Source organism: Streptomyces sp. NPDC048338 (assembly GCF_043201055.1).
In the GTDB taxonomy this organism is placed as follows: Bacteria; Actinomycetota; Actinomycetes; order Streptomycetales; family Streptomycetaceae; genus Streptomyces.
The window spans coordinates 434,924-458,196 of record NZ_JBICYQ010000005.1 but is presented as its reverse complement, the minus strand read 5'-3'; the positions used below and the strand labels follow the sequence as shown (position 1 = coordinate 458,196).

Here is a 23,273-nt window from a genome sequence, read left to right as displayed (position 1 = left end):
GTCGCGGGCGGGGGCGCGGTCCGTGCGGTCTCAGACGGCGGTGCGGGTGTGGACGTACTCCACCAGTCGCGTCAGGGCGTCCGGGTCCATGGACGGCAGGACGCCGTGGCCCAGGTTGAAGATGTGCCCCTCCAGGTCCTTCGCGGCGTCGAGGACCTCGTCCGTCTTGGTCTCGACGGCCTCGCGCGAGGAGAACAGCACGGCCGGGTCCAGGTTGCCCTGGAGCGCCTTGCCGGGGCCCACGCGGCGGGCGGCCTCGTCCAGCGGGACGCGCCAGTCGACGCCCACCACGTCCGCGCCCGCCTCGCCCATGAGTCCGAGGAGCTCGCCCGTGCCGACGCCGAAGTGGATGCGCGGCACACCGTAGGAGGCGACCGCGTCGAAGACCTTGACGGAGGCGGGCATCACCGAGCGGCGGTAGTCGGCGGGGGCCAGGGCGCCCACCCAGGAGTCGAAGAGCTGGACGGCGGAGGCGCCGGCCTCGATCTGGACCTTGAGGAAGGCCGAGGTGATCTCGGCGAGGCGGTCGAGGAGGTCGGCCCACAGCTGCGGGTCGCCGTACATGAGCGCCTTGGTGTGCTCGTGGTTGCGCGACGGTCCGCCCTCCACGAGGTAGCTCGCGAGAGTGAAAGGCGCGCCCGCGAAGCCGATGAGCGGAGTGGAGCCCAGCTCGGCGGTGAGCATCCCGATGGCCTCGGTGACGTAGTGGACGTCCTCGGGGGTCAGGTCGCGCAACCGTGCCAGGTCGGCGCGGGTGCGGATGGGGTCGGCGACGACGGGTCCGACGCCCGGCTTGATGTCGAGGTCGATGCCGATGGCCTTGAGCGGGACGACGATGTCGCTGAAGTAGATCGCCGCGTCGACCTTGTGGCGCCGCACGGGCTGCAGCGTGATCTCGGTGACCAGCTCGGGCCGCATGCAGGACTCGAGCATCGGGATGCCCTCGCGGACCTTCAGGTACTCGGGCAGCGAGCGCCCCGCCTGCCGCATGAACCAGACCGGCGTGTGCGGCACGGCCTCGCGGCGGCAGGCCTTCATGAACGGGGAGTCGTACGTCTGCGACTGCTGCTGCGTCTGCTGGCCCGAAGGGCGGTCGTTGGCACTCACGCCCAGAATCTTCGCATGTGCGCGAAGCCGCTCCCCCGGGCCGGGTGTCCCTCCCTGCGCGAGGGGCCCGTTCCGCCTAGTCTTCCCCGCATGGCTGCGGCTCAGGGACACCTTTCCGATCATTCCGACGGCGACGAACAGGCGGGCGACACGGCGGGTCAAGCGGAGGCCGAGGCGGTTCCGGCCGCCTTCCGGCGGGCGGTCGAGGCGGTGCGTGGAGCCCGGTTGCGGCCGGAGATCGAGATCGACCCGACCCGGCCGCCGCAGCGGCTCGCCCCGCACGCGTACGCCCTGGAGGCGACGGTCGTCGACGGCGAGGAGGACCTGGCCGACGGCCGGCTCGTCCTGCTGCACGATCCGGCCGGCCACGACACCTGGAAGGGAACGTTCCGGCTGGTGACGCTGGTCCGGGCGGAGCTGGAGCCGGAGATGGCGGCCGATCCTCTGCTGCCGGACGTCTGCTGGTCCTGGCTCACCGGCGCGCTCCAGGCGCGCGGGCTCGCGTACGGCGAGGCGAGCGGCACCGTCACGATGGCGGGCTCGCACTACTTCGGCGGGCTCGCGGACCGCAGTCCGGCCACCCAGATCGAGATCAGGGCCTCGTGGACGCCGAGGGAGGACGCCACGGGGGTGCCGGACTCGGGGGCGCACCTGGCGGCCTGGTGCGATCTGCTCTGCCAGATCGCCGGGCTGCCCCCGTCCCCGGCCGATCCGGGCGCCGGCACCACGTCGGGCGCGGGAGTCGTCTCGCTGCCCCAGCGCAGGGGCCCTCAGCAGCCCTGAAGGGGGCGCCGGGGAACACCCGGCACGCCCGGGGATTCACCCGGACGGAGGACTACTCGTCAGATGATCGATCGCGCGTCCGAATTGCACCGAATTATTACTCACCAAATCGTGATCTTTCTCTAAAGGCGGGCGCCCGAGTTGCCGAAGAGGTCAATGACCCCTTCACCGCACGGGTTCGCCCCCGGCTTCTTCCCCGAGCCGGCTCCGTCCCGCACTCCCCAGGAGGCCGTGTGTCCGTTCTCCTCGAGCAGCCCGCAAGTCTGGCCTACCGTCCGAACAAGCCGACCGCCATGGTCGTCGTGGCCGACCCGCGCGTCCGCTCCACCGTCACCCGCCACCTGTGGGCCCTCGGCGTACGCGACGTCATCGAGGCGTCGTCCATCGCCGAGGCGCGTCCCCGCGTCGGCAACCCACGCGACATCTGCGTGGCCGACGTCCACCTTCCCGACGGCAGCGGCCTCACCCTGCTGTCCGAGACCCGCGCCGCGGGCTGGCCCAACGGGCTGGCGCTCTCCGCGGCCGACGACATCGGCGCCGTCCGCAACGCCCTCGCGGGCGGTGTGAAGGGGTACGTCGTCACCGGTACGCGGACGAACATCGGGCACCCCACCCGACCCGGCGCCGCCCCCATCGGCGCCTCGGCCGCCCGCCTCGGCCACCGCCGCCCCCCGGGTGCTCCGAGCCACCCGGGCGGCTACCGCGAGCTCTCCGGCCGTGAGGTCGAAGTGCTCCGGCTGGTGGCCGAGGGCCAGTCGAACAAGGCCATCGGCGTCTCGATGGGCCTGTCCGCCCTCACGGTGAAGAGCCACCTCGCCCGCATCGCCCGCAAGCTGGGCACCGGCGACCGTGCCGGCATGGTCGCGGTGGCCCTGCGCACCGGGATCATCCACTGACCGCCCGGCACGACCACCCCGGAACCGGTCGGTTCCAGGGTCTCCGTACGGGCATCGGCTTCGGCTCGAACGGTTGACAAAAGATCGGCGCCTGTCGACGGAACGTTCCGTCGGCAGGCGCTTGCCGTTCACAGATACCCTTGACACGTGACCGACGCCCAAGAGACCGCAGCAGACACAGCACTGCGAACCACCGGGGGCGCCCCCCCGGACGACGACGTCCCTGCGAACGGGCTGCCGATCCCCTTGCTGGAGCCCCGCGAGGGCGTTCCGCCCGTCGTCGCGACGGAGGAGGCGCTCGCCGAGGTGATCGCCGCGTTCGCCGCCGGAAGCGGTCCGGTCGCCGTCGACGCCGAGCGCGCCTCGGGCTACCGCTACGGCCAGCGCGCCTACCTCGTCCAGCTGCGCCGCGAGGGCGCGGGCACCGCGCTCATCGACCCCGTGGGCTGCCCCGACCTGTCGGGACTGGACCGGGCGCTCGCCGGAACCGAGTGGATCCTGCACGCCGCGACCCAGGACCTGCCCTGCCTGCGCGAAATAGGTATGGCACCGGCCCGGCTGTTCGACACCGAGCTCGCCGGCCGGCTCGCCGGCTTCCCGCGGGTCGGACTGGGCGCCATGGTCGAGACCGTCCTCGGCTTCGCCCTGGAGAAGGGCCACTCCGCGGTGGACTGGTCCACCCGCCCGCTGCCCGAGCCCTGGCTCCGGTACGCCGCACTGGACGTCGAGCTCCTCGTCGACCTGCGGGACGCCCTGGAGAAGGAGCTCGACCAGCAGGGCAAGCTGGAGTGGGCCCACCAGGAGTTCGACGCGATCGCCTCGGCCCCGCCCGCGCCGCCGCGCAAGGACCCGTGGCGGCGGACGTCGGGGATGCACAAGGTGCGGCGCCGTCGCCAGATGGCGGTGGTGCGCGAGCTGTGGACCGCGCGGGACACGGTCGCGCAGCGCCGGGACGTGTCACCGGGCAAGGTGCTCAGCGACGCCGCGATCGTCGAGGCGGCGCTGGCCGTACCGCCGAACGTCGCCGCCCTCACCGCGCTGCCGGGGTTCGGTCACCGCATGGGCCGCCGCCAGCTGGAGCAGTGGCAGGCGGCCGTGGACCGCGCGAAGGCGCTTCCCGACCACGAGCTGCCGCAGCCCGGCCAGCCGGTCGCGGGCCCGCCCCCGCCGCGCGCCTGGGCGGACAAGGACCCGGTGGCCGCGGCGCGCCTGTCGGCCGCGCGGGCGGCGATCTCGGCCCTCGCCGAGGAGCTGAACCTCCCGCAGGAGAACCTGATCACGCCGGACACGGTGCGCCGGGTGTGCTGGGAGCCGCCGGCCCAGGCGACCCCGGACACGGTGGGGGCCGCCCTCGCCGGGTACGGCGCGCGCCCCTGGCAGGTCGGGCTCGTCAGCCCGCTGCTGGCCGCGGCGCTGGCCGTGTCGACCGCCTGACCCGCCCGCACCTCCGGACACGGCCGGCCCGCCGGACCACCCGCCCGGAGTGCCGGACCGCGAGCCCCCGACCGCCCTCGCGCGGCCGGGGGCTCCGTCGTGTCCCGGTTCTGTCACCACCGGGGCGAGTCACCTTTGAACGCGCTCAAAACCCTCTAGGGTCTTGAACATGATCAAAAATGGGTACGCGGACTGGATCGACGACTTCACCGCCGAGCGGGAGCGCCGTGCCGCGCTCGGTGACCCGGACTGGGAGCGCGGCGCCCTGCTGACGCCCGCGCTGATCCGCAGCATCCAGCGGTTCCAGGTCGGCGAGGACGGGGACGGCGCGGAGCTCGGGGCCAAGGCGCGGCGGGCCGGCGACGCCGGCTACGCCGAGGCGATCGGGCTCTTCGTCGCCGAGGAGCAGAACCACGCACGGATGCTGAAGCTGCTGCTCGCGGCGGGCGGGGCCGTCACGCTGACCGGCCACTGGAGCGACGCCGCCTTCGTCCGGCTGCGGCGGCTGCTGGGGCTCCGCACCGAGCTGCTGGTGCTGATGGTGGCCGAGGTGGTGGCCCTGCGCTACTACCGCGCGCTGCGCGACGGCTGCGCCGACCCCCTGGTCTCCGAGGTCGCGGGGCGGATCCTGGGCGACGAGGAACGGCACGTGCCGTTCCACTGCCGCCGGCTGCGCGAGGGCTTCGCCGGCCTGCCCCGCGCCGGGCGGCGCGCGGTGACGGCGGTCTGGCGCGTCCTGCTCGCGGCGGCGGCGCTGGTGGTGGCGCACGACCACGGCCCGGCGCTGCGCGCCCTGGGCGTCGGCCGGCTCGCCTTCGTCCGCGACGTCGTGCGGCTCTCGGGCCCCCTCGCGGCCACGGTGGACGGCCGGGCCGCGGCCCCCGTCGGGCCCGCCGGGCACCGGTCGGCGGTGTGACGTTCGCCGCTCCGGCCCCAGGGACTGGGCAGTCTGGTTACCCGCAAGTAGCATGGGGTCAGCAAGCGCGCGCTTAGTCGCGTGCCGCAGCAGTGCCATCCCGCACCCTGGAGGAGAGCCATCGTGCCTCGTACCGTCAGGGACGTCGTCTTCGTCGACGGCGTCCGCACCCCGTTCGGCAAGGCGGGCCCGAAGGGCATCTACCACGAGACCCGCGCCGACGATCTCGTCGTGAAGGCCATCCGGGAGCTGCTGCGCCGCAACCCCGGCCTCGACCCGGCCAAGATCGACGAGGTGGCCATCGCGGCGACCACGCAGATCGGTGACCAGGGTCTGACGCTCGGCCGCACCGCGGGCATCCTCGCCGGTCTGCCGCAGTCCGTCCCCGGCTACTCCATCGACCGCATGTGCGCCGGCGCGCTGACCGCCGTCACCTCGGTCGCCGGCTCGATCGCCTTCGGCGCCTACGACGCCGTGATCGCCGGTGGCGTCGAGCACATGGGCCGCCACCCGATGGGCGAGGGCGTCGACCCGAACCCGCGCTTCGTGTCGGAGAAGCTCGTCGACGAGTCCGCCCTGTTCATGGGCATGACCGCCGAGAACCTGCACGACCGCTACCCGACCATCACCAAGCAGCGCGCCGACGAGTACGCCGTGCGCTCGCAGGAGAAGGCCGCGAAGGCGTACGCCGACGGCAAGATCCAGCAGGACCTGGTCCCGATCTCGGTGCGCCGCACCAACGCCGAGGCCGGCGAGACCGGCTGGGGCCTGGTCACCGCGGACGAGCCGATGCGCCCGGGCACCACCCTGGAGTCGCTGGCGAACCTGAAGACGCCGTTCCGCGTCCACGGCAACGTCACCGCGGGCAACGCGGCCGGCCTCAACGACGGCGCCACCGCCTCGATCATCGCCTCCGAGGACTTCGCCCGCGAGAACAACCTCCCGGTCAAGATGCGCCTCGTCTCCTACGCCTTCGCCGGTGTCGAGCCGGAGGTCATGGGCTACGGCCCGATCCCGGCCACCGAGAAGGCCCTCGCCCAGGCCGGCCTGTCCATCGAGGACATCGACCTCTTCGAGGTCAACGAGGCGTTCGCCGTCCAGGTCCTGGCGTTCCTCGAGCACTACGGCATCGCCGACGACGACGCCCGCGTGAACCAGTACGGCGGCGCGATCGCCTACGGTCACCCGCTGGCCTCCTCCGGCGTCCGCCTGATGACGCAGCTGGCCCGCCAGTTCGAGGAGAACCCGCAGGTCCGTTACGGCCTCAACACGATGTGCGTCGGCTTCGGCATGGGCGCCACGGTCATCTGGGAAAACCCCCACTGGGAGGGCAAGTGAGCACCACCGCCGAGCTTCTGAAGGGCGCCGCGGAGCTCTTCCCGGACGAGGTCGTCACCAGCGCCCACGTACGGCACTTCGAGCTTCCCGCGGGCGCGGGCCGGTTCGCGCTGATCACGCTGGACAACGGCTTCGACCACACCAAGCCGACCACCTTCGGCCCCCAGTCGCTGGCGAACCTCAACGCCGCCGTCGACCAGGTCGAGAAGGAGGCGGCCGAGGGCGCGATCGTCGGCGTCGGCCTCACCGGCAAGCCGTTCATCTTCGCGGTCGGCGCCGACCTCAAGGGTGTCGAGCTGCTGGGCCGTCACTCCGACGCGCTCGCCATCGGCAAGGGCGGCCACGACGTCTTCAAGCGGCTCTCGTCGCTCGCCGTGCCGACCTTCGCGTACTACAACGGCGCGGCGATGGGCGGCGGTGTCGAGGTCGGTCTGCACTGCACCTACCGCACCGTCTCGAAGGCCCTGCCGGCCTTCTCCCTGCCCGAGGTCTTCCTCGGTCTGGTCCCCGGCTGGGGCGGCTGCGCGATCCTGCCGAACCTGATCGGTGCCGACAAGGCCGTCTCGGTCATCATCGAGAACTCGCTGAACCAGAACCGCCAGCTCAAGGGCAAGCAGGTCTTCGAGCTCGGTATCGCCGACGCCCTCTTCGAGGGCGCGGACTTCCTGGAGCAGTCGCTGATCTGGACGGCCTCCGTCCTCAACGGCACGGTGACCGTCGAGCGTCCCGAGATCGACCGCGGCGCGGGCTGGGACCAGGCCGTCGCGCGGGGCCGGGCCATCGCCGACGCCAAGGTGCACGGTGCGGCCCCGGCCGCCTACCGCGCCCTCGACATCATCGAGGCGGCCAAGGACGGCGACCTGCAGAAGGGCTTCGACGCCGAGGACACGGCCCTGGCCGACCTCATCATGGGCGGCGAACTGCGCTCCGGCATCTACGCCTTCAACCTGGTGCAGAAGCGTGCCAAGCGCCCGGCCGGCGCCCCGGACAAGTCCCTGGCCCGCCCGGTCACCAAGGTCGGCGTCGTCGGCGCCGGTCTGATGGCCTCCCAGCTGGCCCTGCTCTTCCTGCGCCGCCTGGAGGTGCCGGTCGTCCTGACCGACATCGACCAGGAGCGCGTCGACAAGGGCGTGGGCTACGTCCAGGCCGAGATCGACAAGCTGCTCGGCAAGGGCCGGATCAACCAGGACAAGGCCAACCGCCTCAAGGGCCTGGTCTCCGGTGTCCTGGACAAGGCCGAGGGCTTCGCGGACGCGGACTTCATCATCGAGGCCGTGTTCGAGGAGATGGGCGTCAAGCAGCAGGTGTTCGCGGAGGTCGAGGCCGTCGCCCCGGCGCACGCGATCCTCGCCACCAACACCTCCTCGCTGTCCGTCTCGGAGATGGCCTCGAAGCTCCGGAACCCGGAGCGCGTGGTCGGCTTCCACTTCTTCAACCCGGTCGCGATCCTCCCGCTCCTGGAGATCGTGCGCGGCGAGAAGACGGACGACGCCTCGCTGGCCACCGCGTTCGGTGTCGCCAAGAAGCTGAAGAAGACCGCGGTCCTCACCAAGGACGCCCCGGCGTTCGTCGTGAACCGCATCCTGACCCGCTTCATGGGCGAGATCCAGAACGTCATCGACGAGGGCACCCCGGTCGAGACGGCCGAGAAGGCCATCGAGCCGCTCGGTCTGCCGATGTCCCCGCTGGTCCTCCTGGAGCTCGTCGGCCCGGCGATCGGCCTGCACGTCTCCGAGACCCTGAACCGCGCCTTCCCGAAGCGCTTCACCGTCTCCGAGAACCTGGCCGCCGTGGTCAAGGCCGGCAAGCGCGGCTTCTACGTCTACGACTCCGGCCGCCCGGAGCTGGACCCCGAGGTCGCCGCCCTCCTCAAGCAGGGCGACAGCGTCCTGACGGAGGAGCAGGTCCGCGACCGCGTCCTGGACGCGGTGGCGCAGGAGATCGGCCTGATGCTGGAGGAGGGTGTCGTCGCCGAGGCGCAGGACATCGACCTCTGCCTGATCACGGGCGCGGGCTGGCCCTTCCACCTGGGCGGCATCACGCCGTACCTGGACCGCGAGGGCGTCTCCGAGCGGGTGAACGGCAAGCCGTTCCTCGCCCCCGGCGTCGCGAGCGTCCCGGTCCAGGCGTAACGGACCCCGGACAACCGGCGGACGGCCCCGGCACCTTCACGGTGCCGGGGCCGTCCCGCGTCCGGGAGCGGGCGGGCGGGGCCGGGGCCCTGAGCCGAGGTGCCCGGGTCGGGTCGGCCCCGGGTACGCGAACGGCCCGGGATCCCTCGGGGGTGTCTTGCCGATCGGCAAGACACCCCCGAGGGATCCCGGGCCGGTGCCGTCGGGGAGGCGTGCGGCGCGCCGCGTCCTCAGACCCGGGTCCAGGCCTCCATCGCCAGGCCCGACTCCTCCTTCTGGCGCGTGACGCGCAGCGCGCCGTCCTCGCCGATCGCCGCCAGGACCACCCGGCCGAGCCCGTCGAGGGCCATCGCCGGGGCGCCCGCGCAGACCTCGCCGGTCGGCGACCAGTCCAGGCCCGCCCCCTCGGTCTCGGTCGGGTACGCCGCCAGGGCCGGCCGGCCCGAGGCGTCGCGCTGGGCCAGCAGCGTGCAGTCCACACCGTCGACCGGAGTGCGCAGCAGGGCGACCGGACCCGTGCCCGACCCGCCGCCCAGCGGACGCGGCCGGTCGCCGGGGCGCCAGGCGACGACCTCGCCGCTTCCGGCGTCGCGCCAGAAGCGGGTGACCGTCTCGCGTCCGGTGCGGGTCGCCGTGAACGTACCGTCGGCGACCGAGACCTCGGTCAGCTCGTCGGCGCGCGGCATCCGCCAGCCGGGCTCCTTCTGGCTCCAGCGCAGCACGTGGTCCGCGCACGGCGCGGAGACCTCGGCCAGGCCGGCGTCGTTCACGGTCACGGCCACGGTGCCGGACACCCCGCTGCCCTTGATGTCGCCCCAGCCCTTCCAGCGCCCGGTCGTCTCCTGGCTGCGGCCGCTGACCCCGCGTCCGGCGTTGCGGACGAACATGTGCATCGACCCTTCCGGGTCGACCAGCGCGGACGGCAGGCCGAGTTCCGCGGCGAGGTGCCGGTTGTCCTTGGAGGTGTAGGGGCTGTTGAGCGAGTGCCAGTCCCGCAGCGGCCGGCCCGTCTGGTACTGCACGGCGTACACGATCGAGGCGTCCACGTGGTCGCCCCCGCCGGGCAGCCGGCGCAGACCGGTGAGGAAGACGTAGCCCTCCGGGCTCTGCACGATCGACAGGTGCGGCACGAGACCCGGCGCGGGGAGCAGTTCGGGGCCGCTCCACTCGGGCCCGCCGACGTTCTTCTCGGTCCAGCGCAGCACGCCGCCGTCGACGGGGGCGTACGCGGTGAGACGGCCGTCCTTGCCGCGCACCAGCCAGTCGGCGGTGGCGGGGACGGGATCTTTCATCGGCACCGAGGGCGTGAGCTTCTGCGGCTGGGCTCCCATGAGCGAGCTCGGCGCCGAGGCCTGACCGTCCGAAGCGGACTTACGGCTCTGCGACCTGCGCGCGGACCACACGGCCATGGTCTGCGACCACCTTCCCTGACACCTTGAAATCGCGGCGACAATAGCACTGGGACGCCTCTCACCGTCCGCCGGGAGGCCGCAAGATCGCAAGGGCAGGGGACATGCCGCAACATCTCCGACCTGTACTGATCGTGGACGGCGCCAATGTCGTCGGGTCCGTGCCGGACGGCTGGTGGCGGGACCGGCGGGGTGCGGCCGAACGGCTGCGGGACCGGCTTGCGGAGGTGGCCCGGCGGGGGATCCGGGAGGAGCCGGGGCCGCTCGACGTGGTGCTGGTCGTGGAGGGCCGGGCGCGGGGCGTGGAGCCCTCCGCGGAGGTGCGGGTCGCCGCGGCGGACGGGAGCGGGGACGACCTGATCGTGGAGCTGGCCCGCGAGGCGTCGGGCCGGCGGTGCGTGGTCGTCACGGCCGATCGCGAGCTGCGGAACCGGGTGGACGAGCACGGCGCGCGGTGCGTGGGACCGCGCGCCGTCCGAGAGGACTGGACCACCGCCCCGTGATGCCCGCTCAGAAGGCCCTGTACGGGCTTCTGCGGGCCCGGGACGGTGGTCGTGGGCCTGGGGTGGGGTCGGCCTAGTACAGGGCGTCCTGGCCCGCCTTGCCGAGTCGGCTGTGCTTACGTCCGTAGAGGAAGTACACGACGATGCCGATGACCATCCACACGGCGAACCGGAACCAGGTCTCGCCGGGCAGGTTGAGCATCAGCCAGAACGAGGCCGCGATCGACAGGATCGGCAGCACCGGGACCCACGGGGTGCGGAAGGCGCGGTGCAGGTCCGGCCGGGTGCGGCGCAGGACCATCACGCCGACCGCGACGACCACGAAGGCGAAGAGCGTGCCGATGTTCACCAGGGTCGCGAGCTCGTTGATGCTGGTGAAGCCCGCCACGATGGCGATGATGACGCCGAGCAGGATCGTCGGCCGGTAGGGGGTCTTGAAGCGCGGGTGGGTGATCGAGAAGAAGCGCGGCAGCAGCCCGTCACGGCTCATCGCGAAGAACACCCGGGTCTGGCCGAGCAGCAGGATGAGGCAGACGGTGGTGAGGCCGACGGCCGCGCCGAAGCTGATGACACCGGCGTAGAAGGGATGCCCGGCGGCCTTGAACGCGTCCGCCAGCGGCGCGCTGACCGACAGTTCGGTGTAGTGCTGCATGCCGGTCACGACCAGGGCCACGGCGACGTAGAGCACGGTGCAGATGAACAGCGAGCCGAGGATGCCGCGCGGCATGTCGCGCTGCGGGAGCTTGGTCTCCTCGGCCGCGGTGGCCACCACGTCGAAGCCGATGAAGGCGAAGAAGACGACGGAGGCGGCGGTGAAGATGCCCATGACGCCGAAGTTGGTCGGCTCGTATCCGAAGATCAGCTGGACCATCGGGGAGTCCCAGCCGGAGGTGCCCTCGGGCGGGGCGATCGCGTCGGGGATGAAGGGGTCGTAGTTGTCGCCCACGATGAAGAAGAGACCCGCGATGATCACGATCATGACGACCGTGACCTTGATCGCCACCACGACCGCGGTGATGTTGGCGGAGAGCTTCATGCCCAGGACGAGGACCACGGTCAGCACCAGGACCAGCAGGAACGCCAGAAGGTCGAAGGTGCCGCCGGGAACGTCCGGCCCCGACAGCGCGGCCGGCATGTGCCAGTCCACGTTGTCCATCAGGGAGCGCACGTAGCCGGACCAGCCGACCGCGACGACGGCGGTGCCGAGCGCGAACTCCAGGACGAGGTCCCAGCCGATGATCCAGGCCGGGAGTTCGCCGATGGACGCGTAGGCGAAGGTGTAGGCCGAACCGGCGACCGGGACCGTCGAGGCGAACTCGGCGTAGCAGAGGGCCGCCAGGGCGCAGACGATGCCGGCCGCGACGAAGGCCAGCGCGGTGGCCGGGCCGGCGTTCTCCTTGGCCACCTTGCCGGTGAGCACGAAGATGCCGGTGCCGATGATGACGCCGACGCCGAAGACCATGAGGTCCCAGGCGGACAGCGATTTCTTCAGCGCGTGCTCGGGCTCCTCGGTGTCCCGGATCGACTGTTCGATCGTCTTGGTCCGGAACATTCCTGACGACCTGCTTGGCTGCTGGTCCGTACTCACCGTCGTACCTCCGTGCGGTCGGTCCCAGCACCCATGATCGAGAGGGTCGGGGTGCCGCGCGCGCCGGGAGAACGGGTTTCACACGAATGGGCCGGTCGAACCCTCCTGGGAGTGGTCCGACCGGCCCAATGGTGACGCTGTGTCGCGGGAGGTCAGTCGCGCGCGGGCTCCACGGCCCGGCTGCTGCCCTCGTAGCGCCCGTCCAGTCGTGAGACCAGGCCGGTGACCTGGCGGGCGATGTCCGGCGCCGTCAGGCCGATCTCCGCCATGACCTCCTTGCGGGAGGCGTGGTCGAGGAAGCGCGGCGGGATGCCGAAGTCGCGCAGCGGCACGTCGACGCCGGCGTCGCGCAGGGCCTGGGCGACGGCCGAGCCGACACCGCCGACCCGGCTGTTGTCCTCGACGGTGACGACGACCCGGTGCTGCTCGGCGAGCGGCGCCATGGCCTCGTCGACCGGCTTGACCCAGCGGGGGTCGACGACGGTCGTGGTGATGCCCTGCTTGTCGAGGAGGTCGGCGATCTCCAGGCACATCGGCGCGAGCGCGCCGACCGACACGAGCAGGACGTCGGGGACGTCGCTGCCGGGCTCACGGAGCACGTCCATCCCGCCGACCCGGCGCAGGGCCGGTACGGCGGGGCCGACGGCGCCCTTGGAGAAGCGGACGACGGTCGGCGCGTCGGTGACCTCGACGGCCTCGCGCAGCTGGGCGCGCACCTGGTCGGCGTCGCGCGGGGCGGCGATCCGCAGGCCGGGGACGACCTGGAGGATCGACATGTCCCACATGCCGTTGTGGGAGGCGCCGTCCGTGCCGGTGACACCGGCCCGGTCCAGGACGAAGGTGACGCCGCACCGGTGCAGCGCCACGTCCATCAGGACCTGGTCGAAGGCCCGGTTGAGGAAGGTGGCGTAGACGGCGAAGACCGGGTGGAGCCCGCCGGTGGCCAGGCCGGCCGCCGAGACCGCGGCGTGCTGCTCGGCGATGCCGACGTCGTACACCCGCTCGGGGTAGGCCTTGGCGAACTTGTCGAGGCCGACCGGCTGGAGCATGGCCGCGGTGATCGCGACGATGTCCGCGCGCTCCTTGCCGAGCTTGACCATCTCCTCGCCGAAGACCGAGGTCCAGTCGGCGCCGGAGGAGGCGATCGGCAGACCGGTGTCGGGGTGGATCTTGCCGACGGCGTGGAAGCGGTCGGCCTCGTCGGCGAGGGCGGGCTGGTAGCCGCGGCCCTTCTCGGTCAGGCAGTGGACGATCACCGGGCCGCCGAACCGCTTGGCCCGGGTCAGCGCGGACTCCAGCGCCTCGATGTCGTGACCGTCGATCGGGCCGACGTACTTCAGCCCCAGGTCCTCGAACATGCCCTGCGGCGCGATGAAGTCCTTCAGCCCCTTCTTGGCGCCGTGCAGCGTCTCGTAGAGGGGCTTGCCGACGACGGGGGTGCGCTCCAGGATGTCCTTGCCGCGGGCGAGGAAGCGCTCGTAGCCGTCGGTGGTGCGCAGGGTCGCCAGGTGGTTGGCGAGGCCGCCGATGGTCGGGGCGTAGGAGCGCTCGTTGTCGTTGACGACGATGACGAGCGGGCGGTCCTTGGCCGCGGCGATGTTGTTCAGCGCCTCCCAGGCCATGCCGCCGGTCAGCGCGCCGTCGCCGATGACCGCGACGACGTGGTCGTCCTTCCGCAGGACCTCGTTGGCCTTGGCGAGGCCGTCGGCCCAGCCCAGGACGGTCGAGGCGTGCGAGTTCTCGATGACGTCGTGCTCGGACTCCGCCTGCGAGGGGTAGCCGGACAGGCCGCCCTTCATCTTGAGCTTGGAGAAGTCCTGGCGGCCGGTGAGCAGCTTGTGCACGTAGCTCTGGTGGCCGGTGTCGAAGAGGACCTTGTCCTTCGGGGAGTCGAAGACGCGGTGCAGGGCGATGGTCAGCTCGACCACGCCGAGGTTGGGGCCGAGGTGGCCACCGGTCTTGGAGACGGCGTCCACGAGAAACGTCCGGATCTCCTCGGCCAGCTGTTCCAGCTGTTCCGGGGACAGCCGGTCCAGATCGCGCGGTCCCCTGATACGGGTCAGCAGAGCCACCCGTGCCTCCTTGCGTTTGAGCTGGTCGAGCTTGCCGATTTCGTCGAGTCTAATGTTCCGCTCCCGACCTCGGTCATCGGGCGGCGGGGTGCGCGCCACTCGGATGGCCGACACACCGCCGAGCCTACGGGGCGGTACACGGGTCCAGACGCGGCAGTTCCCGGCGCCGGTTCTGCGGCGCCGGGAACTGTGGGGTTCGTTACGCGAAAGGCTGTTCGCCCTTCGTCGTCACGCGCGTCCCGCGGTCTTCTGCGTGCGGCGGGAGACCGAGTCGATCACGACGGCGGCGAGGAGCACCGCGCCGGTGATCATGAACTGGATCTCGTTGGCCATGCCGATCATGTTCAGGCCCTGCTGGATCGACTGGATGACGATCATGCCCAGGAGCGCGGACCAGACCTTGCCGCGGCCGCCGAAGAGGCTGGTGCCGCCGATGACGGCGGCGGCGATGACCAGCATCAGCGTGTTGCCGCTGCCCAGGCTCTTGGTGGCGCCGCCGGAGAGGCTGGCCACGAAGAGACCGCCGAAGGCGGCGAGCATGCCCGACAGGCCGAAGACGAGGATCCGGATCCGGTCCACGTTGATGCCCGCACGGCGCGCGGCCTCGGCGTTGCCGCCGACCGCGAAGACCTTGCGGCCGAACAGGGTGCGACGGGCGACGAAGTCGGCGATCACCAGGACGGCCACGAACAGGACCAGGGCGAGCGGCAGGCCGCGGGCGCCCTCGGGCTCGTTCAGGACGTAGGCGACGACGAAGCAGAGGATCGCGACGACGCCCGTGCGGAGCACGATCTCGCTGGTGGGGCGGGACGGCAGGGCCGCGGCCTTGCGACGCTTGGCGTCGAGCAGCAGCGAGCCGGCGTAGGCGAGGACGGCGACGGCGGCCAGGCCGTAGGCGGCGCCCTTGTCCTCGAAGTAGTACGCGGTGAGGTTCTCGACGATCGAGCCGGTGGGCGCGTTGATCGAGCCCTCCTTGCCCATGAGCCAGATCTGCAGACCGCTCCAGCCGAGGAAGCCGGCGAGGGTGACCACGAAGGCGGGGACGCCGATCTTGGCGAAGAAGAAGCCGTGCAGCAGGCCGATGAGCAGACCCGAGGCCACCGCGATGACCACGGAGAGCAGGTCGTTCATGCCGTTGGTGACGTTGAGCACCGCCCAGACGGCGGCGCCGACGCCCGCGACCGAACCCATGGAGAGGTCGATCTCGCCCAGGATGAGGACGAAGACGATGCCGACGGCCATGATGCCGAGGCCGGAGGAGTACACCGCGATGTTCGCGACGGAGCTCGCGGACAGGAAGTTGCTGTTCTGCACCTGGAAGACGATCGCGATGACGATCAGGCCCAGGACGACGGGCAGCGAGCCCAGCTCACCGCCGCGGATCTTCCGGGAGAACTCGCTCCAGTAGCCCTTGAAGCCCTCCTGGCGGACCAGCAGGCGCGGGTCGACGGTGGGGATGGGGGCGGCGGCCTCGGCGGGGGCGGCCTGGGCCGGCACCGTGGTCTCGGCCGGCGTCGCGGTCTCGGCGGACGCCTCGCTCTCGGCGGGCGTCTCGGGGGTCTTGGCGAGGTCGCTCACTTCGCGTCCTCCTTCGTGGCCGCTGCCGAGGCCGTACGGGCCTGCCGACGGGTCACGGCGTTGTCCGTGGCACCGGTGATGGCGGCGATGATCGTCTCGTGGCTGGTCTCGGCGACCTTGAAGTCACCGTTGTTGCGGCCGAGGCGGAGCACGGCGACGCGGTCCGCGACGGCGCGGACGTCGGCCATGTTGTGGCTGATGAGGATGACTCCGTGGCCGCGCTCGCGCAGCCGCTCCACCAGGTCGAGCACCTGTGCGGTCTGCTCGACACCGAGGGCGGCGGTGGGCTCGTCCAGGATGACGACCTTCGGGTCGCCGATCAGGGCGCGGGCGATGGCCACGACCTGACGCTGTCCGCCGGAGAGGGCGGCGACGGGGATGCGGACGCTGGGGATGCGGATGGACAGGGTGTCCAGCAGCTCCTTGGCGCGCTTCTCCATCGCGATCTCGTCGAGGACGGACGCGGAGCGCAGCTCACTGCCGAGGAAGAGGTTGGCGACGACGTCGAGGTTGTCGCAGAGCGCCAGATCCTGGTAGACGGTCGCGACTCCGAGGTTCTGGGAGTCGTGCGGCTTGGTGATCTGGACGGGGCGGCCGTCCCACTCGATGGTGCCCTCGTCGATCGGGTGGACACCCGAGATCGTCTTGACGAGGGTCGACTTGCCGGCGCCGTTGTCGCCGACCAGGGCGACGACCTCTCCGGCATGGATCTCCAGTTCGACATCGGTGAGCACCTGGACGGCGCCGAATCGCTTGGAGACCCCGCGCAACGCCAGCACGGGCGTAGCGGACACGTGAATCATCTCCTTCGCCGCCTGACCGGCGGGGATGGTGGTGCAGGGGGAGCACTCGGGGTGCGAGAGAAGTCCGGCGTCCCGCCCCCGCTTGCGGGGCGTTGAACGGGGCGGGAGACGCCGGACCGGTTCTGGCGGGCCGTCCGGAACGCGCGCACGGGGGGACACGCGTGGGGGCCGGACGGCCCGGCCGGGGGGCGGGCTACTTGATGCCCGCCGCCTCGCAGGCCGCCTTGTACTCGGCGGTGCAGATGTCGGCGGCCTTGTAGACGCCGTCGGCGATGATCGTGGAGGCGATCTTGTCCTTGGTCACGACCTGGGCGTCGTACAGCTTCGCCGGGATGTCCTTGAACTCACCGGTCAGGCTGGTGACCTTGGTCGGGACCAGGTCGTCGATCTTCTCGCCCTTGAGGAGCTTGACGGCGATCTCGGCGGTGGTCTCGGCCTCCGGCTTGATCTGCTTGTAGATCGTGAAGGACTGGTCGCCCGTCAGGAGCCGCTGCAGACCGGCGAGCTCGGCGTCCTGGCCGCCGACCGGGACCTTGATGCCCTGCTTGGAGAGGGCGGTGATGATGCCGCCGGCCATGCCGTCGTTCGCCGAGTAGACGCCCTGGAAGCCCGTCTTGCCCAGCGAGTCGATGGCGGCACCCATCTTCTTGTTGGCCTCGTCCGGGGACCAGTCCGGGATGTCCTGCTCGTACACGACCTTCTTGACGGCCGTGTCGAGGACGCTGTGGGCGCCCTTCTTGAACAGCGGCGCGTTCGGGTCGGTCGGCGAACCGTTGATCATGACAACGTTGGCGTCCTTCGCCTTGTCGCCGAGCGCGGCGACCAGGCCCTCACCCTGGAGGCGGCCGATCTTCTCGTTGTCGTACGAGACGTAGGCGGAGATCGGGCCCTCGGCCAGACGGTCGTACGCGACGACCTTGACGCCCTTCTTCTCGGCCTGCTGCACCCAGGACTTGGTGGCCTTGTAGTCGACCGAGTCCAGGATGATGACCTTCACGCCCTGCGTGACGAGCGCGTCGAACTGCTTCTTCTGCGTCTCGGTGTCCTGCGCGGCGTTGTTGTACTTGACCTCGCAGTCCGAGCACAGGGCCTTGATCTTCGCCTCGATGATCGGGCGGTCGAAGGTCTCGTAGCGCGTGGTCTTGTTCTCCGGCAGCAGCAGACCGATGGTCTTGCTGTCGCCACCGCCGTTGCCCGAGTCGCTGTCGCCCGCCTTGCCGCAAGCGGCGACGGAGAGAGCCATCGAGACCGCGGCCGTGCCTATGACGATGCGGCGCGTCATTGCGTTCATGTGGGGTTGCCTCCCTGACGAGGCCGCGACGTTGCGGCCGAGGTGGCACGAAGTCAACTCGGCCGCAACACCGACGTCAAGAAGTAAATTCTTAACGAGATGACAACGGTGCCTTTCGTTATCTAAGTGAAGGCAGGCTTGGAGGCGGGCGACGAGGCCGGCGGGGCACTCTCCAACAGGGTCGAATCACCCATTTCACTCAGCACGAGGGCCAGCGCGCCGAGCACCTCGGCCCGGCCGCCGAGCGCCCCGGGGGCGAGCGACAGCTGGCGTGCGGCGCTGGGGATGGCATACCGCGAGACGGAGTCGCGTATCGGTGCGAGCACCAGCTCGCCGGCCTCCGCCAGATCACCTCCGAGCACCACACGGCTGGGGTTCAGGAGGTTGCAGAGGTTGGCGATACCGCTGCCGATATGGCGGCCGACGTCCGCCACCACCCGGCGGCAGCCCGGATCACCCTCCCGCGCCAGCTGGACGACCCGCTCCATGGTCAGGTCGGGCCCGTGGCTGGGCTGGAGCAGGGGCAGGACGTAGCGGGCCGCCGTGAAGGTCTCCAGGCAGCCCCTGTTGCCGCAGCGGCACACCGGGCCGGACTCGTCGAGGGTGATGTGCCCGATCTCCCCCGCGGTGCCTCCAGGGCCCCGGTAGACGCGTCCGTCGATCACCAGACCGGCGCCGACACCGCTGGCCACCTTGATGTAGGCCAGGTCCTTGACCCCCCGGCCGCTGCCCCAGACCAGCTCGCCCAGGGCGCCGAGATTGGCGTCGTTGTCGACGTACACGGGCACCCCCAGACGGCCCGAGAGCTCGTCGGCGGGGTTGATCCCGGTCCAGCCCGGCAGGATCGAGGTGGAGCCCAGCGTGCCGGAGGAGACGTCGATCGGGCCGGGCACGCCGAGCCCGACGCCGATGACCTTGCCCTGGCCGATGCCGGTGGCCTCGATGAGGCGTTTGACCAGCTGTTCCGCCCGGTCGAAGCCCTCGGCCGAGGAGGCGTCGACGTCCAGTGGCTCCGACTCCTCGGCGAGCACCTGGTGAGCGAGGTTGCCCACGGCGACGCGCAGGTGGGTGTGGCCGAAGTCGACCCCGATGACGACGCCCGCGTCGCCCGAGAGGGAGACGCTGCGGGCCCGCCGGCCACCGGCGGAGGTCGGCGTGACCTCGACCGTTCCGCCGTCCTTCAGCTCCCGCACGATGTTGGACACCGTGGCGGCCGACAGGCCCGTGGCACGGGCGATCTCCGCCTGGGTGAGCGAACCGGCCATCCGTACCGCACGGACGACCCGTTCGAGATTGGCCCTGTGCAGAGACGTCTGCGACCCCGGAGTCTCCATCGACTCATCCACTCCCGCCTGTGGTGGGCGGTGCGAGCACCGCCCCGGCCGGGGGCACGCCCGTGTGGACCCCGGCTCATTCTCCAACTTGTGAACTCTAAGGGGAGCCTTTCGGGGTGTTCCCCGTCAAGACCTTGAGCGGGGCAAGGCTCGGATGAGCCGCGCCGGAAACGCCGCGAGGGCGTACGGGTCGAGGCCCCGGCGGAGAGTCCGCCGGGGCCTCGACCCGTACGCCCGTTGACCGGGAGGCGCCTCGGGGGGGCGGGCGCCCGCGCCCGCGGCTACTTCACCGCGCCCGCGGTGAGTCCCGCCACCACCTGCCGCTGGAAGACGATGTACGCGGCGAGCACCGGCAGCATCGCCATCACCAGGCCGGCGAAGAGTCCGGACCAGTCGCCCTTGTAGCCCTGGCTGACCGCGAGCTGCACCAGGCCCTGCGAGAGCACCTTCTGCTCCGGCTCGGTGTTGAGCACGGTCGGCAGCAGGTACTGGTTCCACTGCCCGAGGAAGTTGAAGATGCCGACGCTGATCAGACCCGGCTTGGCCATCGGCAGCATGATCTGGAAGAAGGTGCGGGTGTGCGAGGCGCCGTCCACGAAGGCCGCCTCCGCCACCGAGGTCGGCAGGGTGCGGAAGAAGGCCGTGAGGAAGAAGACGGTGAACGGCAGCGAGTACGCGATGTACACCAGGATCAGCCCGTGCAGCGTGTTGAGCAGGGCCATGTTCTGCAGGACGTAGAAGAGCGGCACCAGCGCGAGGATGATCGGGAAGCTCATCCCGCCGATGAACAGGAAGTAGATGAAGCGGTTGCCCGGGAACTCGAAGCGGGCGAGCACGTAGGCCGCCATCGAGCCGAAGAGCAGGGTGCCGACGAGCGAGCCGCCCACCACCAGGATGGTGTTCAGGAAGTAGTCGCTCATGTGCGCCTCGGTCCAGGCGCGCGACCAGTTCTCGAAGTGCAGCTTGTCCGGCAGGGCCCAGGGCGAGGTGAAGATCGCCCGGTCGGTCTTGAACGAGGTCATGACCGCCCACAGCAGCGGCATCACCACCATGACCGCCCAGATGATCAGGACGCCGTGGGAGAAGACGTTGAGCGTCGCGCCCTCGCGCTTGCCCTCCTTGCGCGGGGCGGGCGCGGCGCCCTTCTTCACCAGCGCGTCGCCGGCGGTGCGCGGACCGGGCAGGTCGCCGGTTCCGGTGGACGGGGTGTCGGTGGTCTTCATCAGTACTCCAGCCGCTCGCGCCGGCCGAACCGCATCACGACCGCCGCGAAGGCCAGCGTGACGACGAGCAGGGCGACACCGATCGTTGTTGCGTAGGCGGCCTGACCGTCCCGGAAGGCCTTCTGGTAGACGTACAGCGGCATGACGATGGTGGAGTAGTCCGGGCCGCCGCCGTTGGGGCCCACCGTCATGATCTGGACGACGGCGAAGGACTCCGCGCCGAGCGCCAGGATGCCCATGTAGATCCAGCCGGACTGCACGGTGTCCCAGAGCAGCGGCAGCGTGATCCGGAAGAAGGTGGTGAACCGGTTCGCGCCGTCGAGCAGCGCCGCCTCGTAGAAGTCCCTGGGGATGGACGCCATGCCCGCGGAGAAGAGGACCACGAAGAAGCCGACCGTGGACCAGACGAGGACGACCATCACGCAGATGAGGGCGAGGTTCGGGTCGCCCAGCCAGTCCGGCTGGACGCTGCCGAGTCCGACGCCCTTGAGCACGGAGTTGATCGCGCCGCTGTTCGGGTTGTACGCGAACTGGAAGAGGAGCGCGACGATCGCGATCGACAGCACCTGCGGGAAGAAATAGACGATCTTGTAGAAGGAGGAGCCGCGGACACCGGCGACGGCCGCTCCCTTCCGGCGCCGACCGCCGACGTTGAGCATGAACGCGAAGAACAGCGCCAGGCCGACGGTGACCAGCGGCAGCACGATCGCGAGGGTCAGGCTGTGCTGGAGCGATTTCCAGAAGACGTCGTCGTCCAGCAGCCGGGTGTAGTTGTCGAACCCGACCATCTGGAATTCGGGGCTGAGTCCGCTCCAGTCCGTGAACGAGTAATAGATGGACTGGACGAAGGGCCATATGACGAACAACGCGTACATGGCCAGGGGGACCGCCAGGAACCCCACGATGAAACGGTACTTGCCGTGTTGCATTCCTACCGACCCCGATCTTCCCGCGGAGAAGCCGCTGGTGCCGTGCGTGGCGTGAGTGCCGGACGCAAGGAGCCGGGGCCCGCTCCCGGTCGGCGGGAAGGGGCCCCGGCACAGCTCACTGGTGCTTGTAGTGCTTGATGGAGGAGTCCTTGGCCGCCTCGTCGGCGAACTTCTGGATCTTCTTGATCGTCTCGGCCGGGGTCGCGCGGCCGGCCATCATCTCGCCGATGCCGGCGACGCCGATCTTCTCCTTCTGCAGGGCCACGTACCAGTCCTGCAGACGGGGGTTGACGACGTTCTGGCCGGCCTTGTCGAGCGCCGCCACACCGGACTTCAGACCCGGGGTCAGGTCGAGGCCGTCGGTGCCGCCGTTGAACGCGGTCAGGGACTTCACGGACTTGGTGAAGTTCTTCGAGGACGCCTCGCTGAGCATGATGCGCAGCTGCTCCATGCCGCCCTCGACGTTCTTCGCCTTGGCCGGGACGATGAAGGGCTCGCCGCCCGAGGCCCAGATGGTGCCGAAGGGCATCTTGTCGGACGCGTCGATGCCGGTCGGCGCCGAGACGGCGAGGTTGAAGTCCGCCGGCATGGTCTTGGCGGCCTCGTTCTCGACCCACGAGCCGTTCGGGATGAAGAGCGCCTTGCCCTCGGTCCAGGCGGTCTGCGACTGGATGTGGTCGAGGCCCGGGGTGCCCTGGAGGATGTAGCCCTTCCTCTGGAGCTCGTAGTAGGCCTCGAAACAGGCCTTGACCGCGGGGTGCTCCCAGGCCTTCGGCTCCAGGTTGTCGATGGCGTCCAGGACCTCGCGGCCGCCGACCTTGGCGATCATCGGGTACAGCGAGAAGGGGATGTAGTACGGGTGCTTGCCGGCGTAGGTCCAGCCCGCGATGCCCTTCTTCTTGGCCTTCTCGCAGACGGCCAGCATCTCGTCCCAGGTCTCGGGGTACTTGGCGTCGAGCGAGTCGAGCGCCTTCTGCGAGTACCAGACGCCGTAGACCGTGTACGCGTAGTACATGATCCAGACCGGGTCGCCGTCGAACTGGCCCATCTCCACGATGCCCGGACGCAGGGTGTCGCGGACCTTCTTGGTCGGGTCGTCGACGGAGGCGGCGTCCAGCAGCGGCGTCAGGTCGGCCAGCTGCTTCTTGCCGACGAGGACACCCATGTCCATCTGCTCGGCACCGGAGTTGTCGATCAGGTCCGGCGGGTTGCCGCCGTTGAAACGCGGCTGCAGCTCGGTGGTGATCTTCTGCGTGGCCGCGAACTTGACCTTCGCCTTGGGGTAGTTGGTCTCGTAGACCTTGACCGCGTCCTTGGCGTACTGCTGGCCGAAGCCGCCGTCGAAGAGGACGAAGTCGAGCGGGGCCGACTCGTTCACGCCGAGCGGGTTCTTGTCCGACTTGGTCCCCTTCTCGACCTTGTCGTTGCTGCCGCTGTCGCTGCTCGCGCAGGCGGACAGGAAGCTCATCGTCGGCACCGAGATCAGACCGAGAGCGGCGGAGCGCTTGATCAGATCGCGGCGGCCGAGGCCCTCGTGGTTGTGCGCGGAGGTGGATCCCATGCTCAAGTCCTCGCCTTCATTCAGGACTCAGGCGGTGTACCGGTCGCCCGTACTGCTCGCCTCAGGCGAAGGGCCCCGCCACCGCATTCCATTGCAGCTTGGGTCGTGCAGTCGTCATTCGAAGTGCTGCGCGGTGCAGCGTCGTGCGTGCGTGCCTCGCCCGGTCGCCGTTCTCCCCGACTGGCCCGGACGCCGACAGGTATAGTCCACTTCCCGCCGCCGGAGCAAGATCGAAAGCGGGTTTGAGCGGCAGTCTTTCCCGAGTTGAGACCTCGGGGATATCCGCGACTCATCTGCACCGGTTCATCCCCGGGATTGCCGTGAACACCCTTGACACCCGGCACCACTTGGACCCCTACTGGTTCCTGCGCCTTTC

Annotated in this window: 18 protein-coding genes; 7 read left to right on the top strand and 11 right to left on the bottom strand. The window is 70.5% G+C overall.

The window, feature by feature from the left end:
- Positions 1-30: 30 nt before the first annotated feature.
- Positions 31-1,107, bottom strand: coding sequence for a uroporphyrinogen decarboxylase (gene hemE, locus ACGFZF_RS15370; RefSeq protein ID WP_356778915.1), 1,077 nt, complete (start codon positions 1,105-1,107; stop codon positions 31-33).
- A 90-nt stretch (positions 1,108-1,197) separates the two neighbouring features.
- Between hemE and ACGFZF_RS15365 the strand changes: the two genes are divergently transcribed.
- From ACGFZF_RS15365 to ACGFZF_RS15340, 6 genes are all read left to right on the top strand, one after another.
- Positions 1,198-1,890, top strand: coding sequence for a DUF3000 domain-containing protein (locus ACGFZF_RS15365; RefSeq protein ID WP_393554191.1), 693 nt, complete (start codon positions 1,198-1,200; stop codon positions 1,888-1,890).
- Between the two features lie 233 nt (positions 1,891-2,123).
- Positions 2,124-2,786, top strand: coding sequence for a LuxR C-terminal-related transcriptional regulator (locus tag ACGFZF_RS15360; protein WP_393554189.1), 663 nt, complete (start codon positions 2,124-2,126; stop codon positions 2,784-2,786).
- Positions 2,787-2,933: 147 nt separating this feature from the next.
- Positions 2,934-4,220, top strand: a complete 1,287-nt coding sequence (locus ACGFZF_RS15355; RefSeq protein WP_393554187.1) for an HRDC domain-containing protein — start codon at positions 2,934-2,936, stop codon at positions 4,218-4,220.
- A gap of 169 nt (positions 4,221-4,389) precedes the next feature.
- Complete coding sequence (locus ACGFZF_RS15350; protein ID WP_393554185.1) at positions 4,390-5,136, top strand: ferritin-like domain-containing protein; 747 nt, start codon at positions 4,390-4,392, stop codon at positions 5,134-5,136.
- 123 nt (positions 5,137-5,259) lie between these two features.
- A complete protein-coding gene (locus ACGFZF_RS15345) occupies positions 5,260-6,474 on the top strand; it encodes a thiolase family protein (RefSeq protein ID WP_393554183.1) in 1,215 nt (404 codons plus the stop codon).
- On the top strand, positions 6,471-8,606 hold the full coding sequence (locus tag ACGFZF_RS15340) for a 3-hydroxyacyl-CoA dehydrogenase NAD-binding domain-containing protein (protein ID WP_393554181.1): 2,136 nt from the start codon (positions 6,471-6,473) through the stop codon (positions 8,604-8,606). Before ACGFZF_RS15345 ends, ACGFZF_RS15340 begins: the two co-directional genes overlap by 4 nt.
- A 230-nt stretch (positions 8,607-8,836) precedes the next feature.
- Here ACGFZF_RS15340 and ACGFZF_RS15335 read toward each other — a convergent pair whose 3' ends face one another.
- On the bottom strand, positions 8,837-10,015 hold the full coding sequence (locus tag ACGFZF_RS15335; protein ID WP_393554180.1) for a hypothetical protein: 1,179 nt from the start codon (positions 10,013-10,015) through the stop codon (positions 8,837-8,839).
- A 104-nt stretch (positions 10,016-10,119) separates the two neighbouring features.
- Between ACGFZF_RS15335 and ACGFZF_RS15330 the strand changes: the two genes are divergently transcribed.
- Positions 10,120-10,518, top strand: a complete 399-nt coding sequence (locus ACGFZF_RS15330) for an NTP pyrophosphohydrolase (protein ID WP_393554178.1) — start codon at positions 10,120-10,122, stop codon at positions 10,516-10,518.
- A gap of 73 nt (positions 10,519-10,591) precedes the next feature.
- Here the strand turns inward: ACGFZF_RS15330 and ACGFZF_RS15325 are convergent, their stop codons facing one another.
- From ACGFZF_RS15325 to ngcE, 9 genes are all read right to left on the bottom strand, one after another.
- Positions 10,592-12,070: an amino acid permease gene (locus ACGFZF_RS15325; protein ID WP_393554176.1), complete on the bottom strand. Its 1,479-nt coding sequence runs from the start codon at positions 12,068-12,070 to the stop codon at positions 10,592-10,594.
- Positions 12,071-12,258: 188 nt separating this feature from the next.
- Complete coding sequence (dxs, locus tag ACGFZF_RS15320; protein ID WP_393554243.1) at positions 12,259-14,178, bottom strand: 1-deoxy-D-xylulose-5-phosphate synthase; 1,920 nt, start codon at positions 14,176-14,178, stop codon at positions 12,259-12,261.
- A 228-nt stretch (positions 14,179-14,406) separates the two neighbouring features.
- Complete coding sequence (locus ACGFZF_RS15315; RefSeq protein ID WP_393554175.1) at positions 14,407-15,756, bottom strand: sugar ABC transporter permease; 1,350 nt, start codon at positions 15,754-15,756, stop codon at positions 14,407-14,409.
- Entirely contained in the window at positions 15,753-16,559 is an 807-nt protein-coding gene (locus ACGFZF_RS15310; RefSeq protein WP_147980617.1) for an ATP-binding cassette domain-containing protein, read from the bottom strand. The genes ACGFZF_RS15315 and ACGFZF_RS15310 overlap by 4 nt, the downstream gene beginning before the upstream one ends.
- Positions 16,560-16,752: 193 nt before the next feature.
- Entirely contained in the window at positions 16,753-17,850 is a 1,098-nt protein-coding gene (locus ACGFZF_RS15305) for a substrate-binding domain-containing protein (protein ID WP_393554172.1), read from the bottom strand.
- Positions 17,851-17,972: 122 nt separating this feature from the next.
- A complete protein-coding gene (locus ACGFZF_RS15300) occupies positions 17,973-19,184 on the bottom strand; it encodes an ROK family transcriptional regulator (RefSeq protein WP_356607529.1) in 1,212 nt (403 codons plus the stop codon).
- Positions 19,185-19,465: 281 nt separating this feature from the next.
- Positions 19,466-20,407, bottom strand: a complete 942-nt coding sequence (locus tag ACGFZF_RS15295) for a carbohydrate ABC transporter permease (protein WP_393554170.1) — start codon at positions 20,405-20,407, stop codon at positions 19,466-19,468.
- Complete coding sequence (locus tag ACGFZF_RS15290) at positions 20,407-21,336, bottom strand: sugar ABC transporter permease (RefSeq protein ID WP_356607533.1); 930 nt, start codon at positions 21,334-21,336, stop codon at positions 20,407-20,409. Before ACGFZF_RS15290 ends, ACGFZF_RS15295 begins: the two co-directional genes overlap by 1 nt.
- Before the next feature lie 115 nt (positions 21,337-21,451).
- Positions 21,452-22,897, bottom strand: coding sequence for an N-acetylglucosamine/diacetylchitobiose ABC transporter substrate-binding protein (ngcE, locus tag ACGFZF_RS15285; RefSeq protein ID WP_393554167.1), 1,446 nt, complete (start codon positions 22,895-22,897; stop codon positions 21,452-21,454).
- Between the last annotated feature and the right edge of the window lie 376 nt (positions 22,898-23,273).

Coding starts and splice junctions, on each gene's coding strand:
- ACGFZF_RS15365 (WP_393554191.1), top strand. CDS start 1,198: ATGGCTGCGGCTCAGGGACACCTTTCCGATCATTCCGACGGCGACGAA.
- ACGFZF_RS15350 (WP_393554185.1), top strand. CDS start 4,390: ATGATCAAAAATGGGTACGCGGACTGGATCGACGACTTCACCGCCGAG.
- ACGFZF_RS15335 (WP_393554180.1), bottom strand. CDS start 10,015: ATGGCCGTGTGGTCCGCGCGCAGGTCGCAGAGCCGTAAGTCCGCTTCG.
- ACGFZF_RS15330 (WP_393554178.1), top strand. CDS start 10,120: ATGCCGCAACATCTCCGACCTGTACTGATCGTGGACGGCGCCAATGTC.
- ACGFZF_RS15325 (WP_393554176.1), bottom strand. CDS start 12,070: ATGTTCCGGACCAAGACGATCGAACAGTCGATCCGGGACACCGAGGAG.
- ACGFZF_RS15310 (WP_147980617.1), bottom strand. CDS start 16,559: ATGATTCACGTGTCCGCTACGCCCGTGCTGGCGTTGCGCGGGGTCTCC.
- ACGFZF_RS15305 (WP_393554172.1), bottom strand. CDS start 17,850: ATGAACGCAATGACGCGCCGCATCGTCATAGGCACGGCCGCGGTCTCG.
- ACGFZF_RS15300 (WP_356607529.1), bottom strand. CDS start 19,184: ATGGAGACTCCGGGGTCGCAGACGTCTCTGCACAGGGCCAATCTCGAA.
- ACGFZF_RS15295 (WP_393554170.1), bottom strand. CDS start 20,407: ATGAAGACCACCGACACCCCGTCCACCGGAACCGGCGACCTGCCCGGT.
- ACGFZF_RS15290 (WP_356607533.1), bottom strand. CDS start 21,336: ATGCAACACGGCAAGTACCGTTTCATCGTGGGGTTCCTGGCGGTCCCC.
- ngcE (WP_393554167.1), bottom strand. CDS start 22,897: ATGGGATCCACCTCCGCGCACAACCACGAGGGCCTCGGCCGCCGCGAT.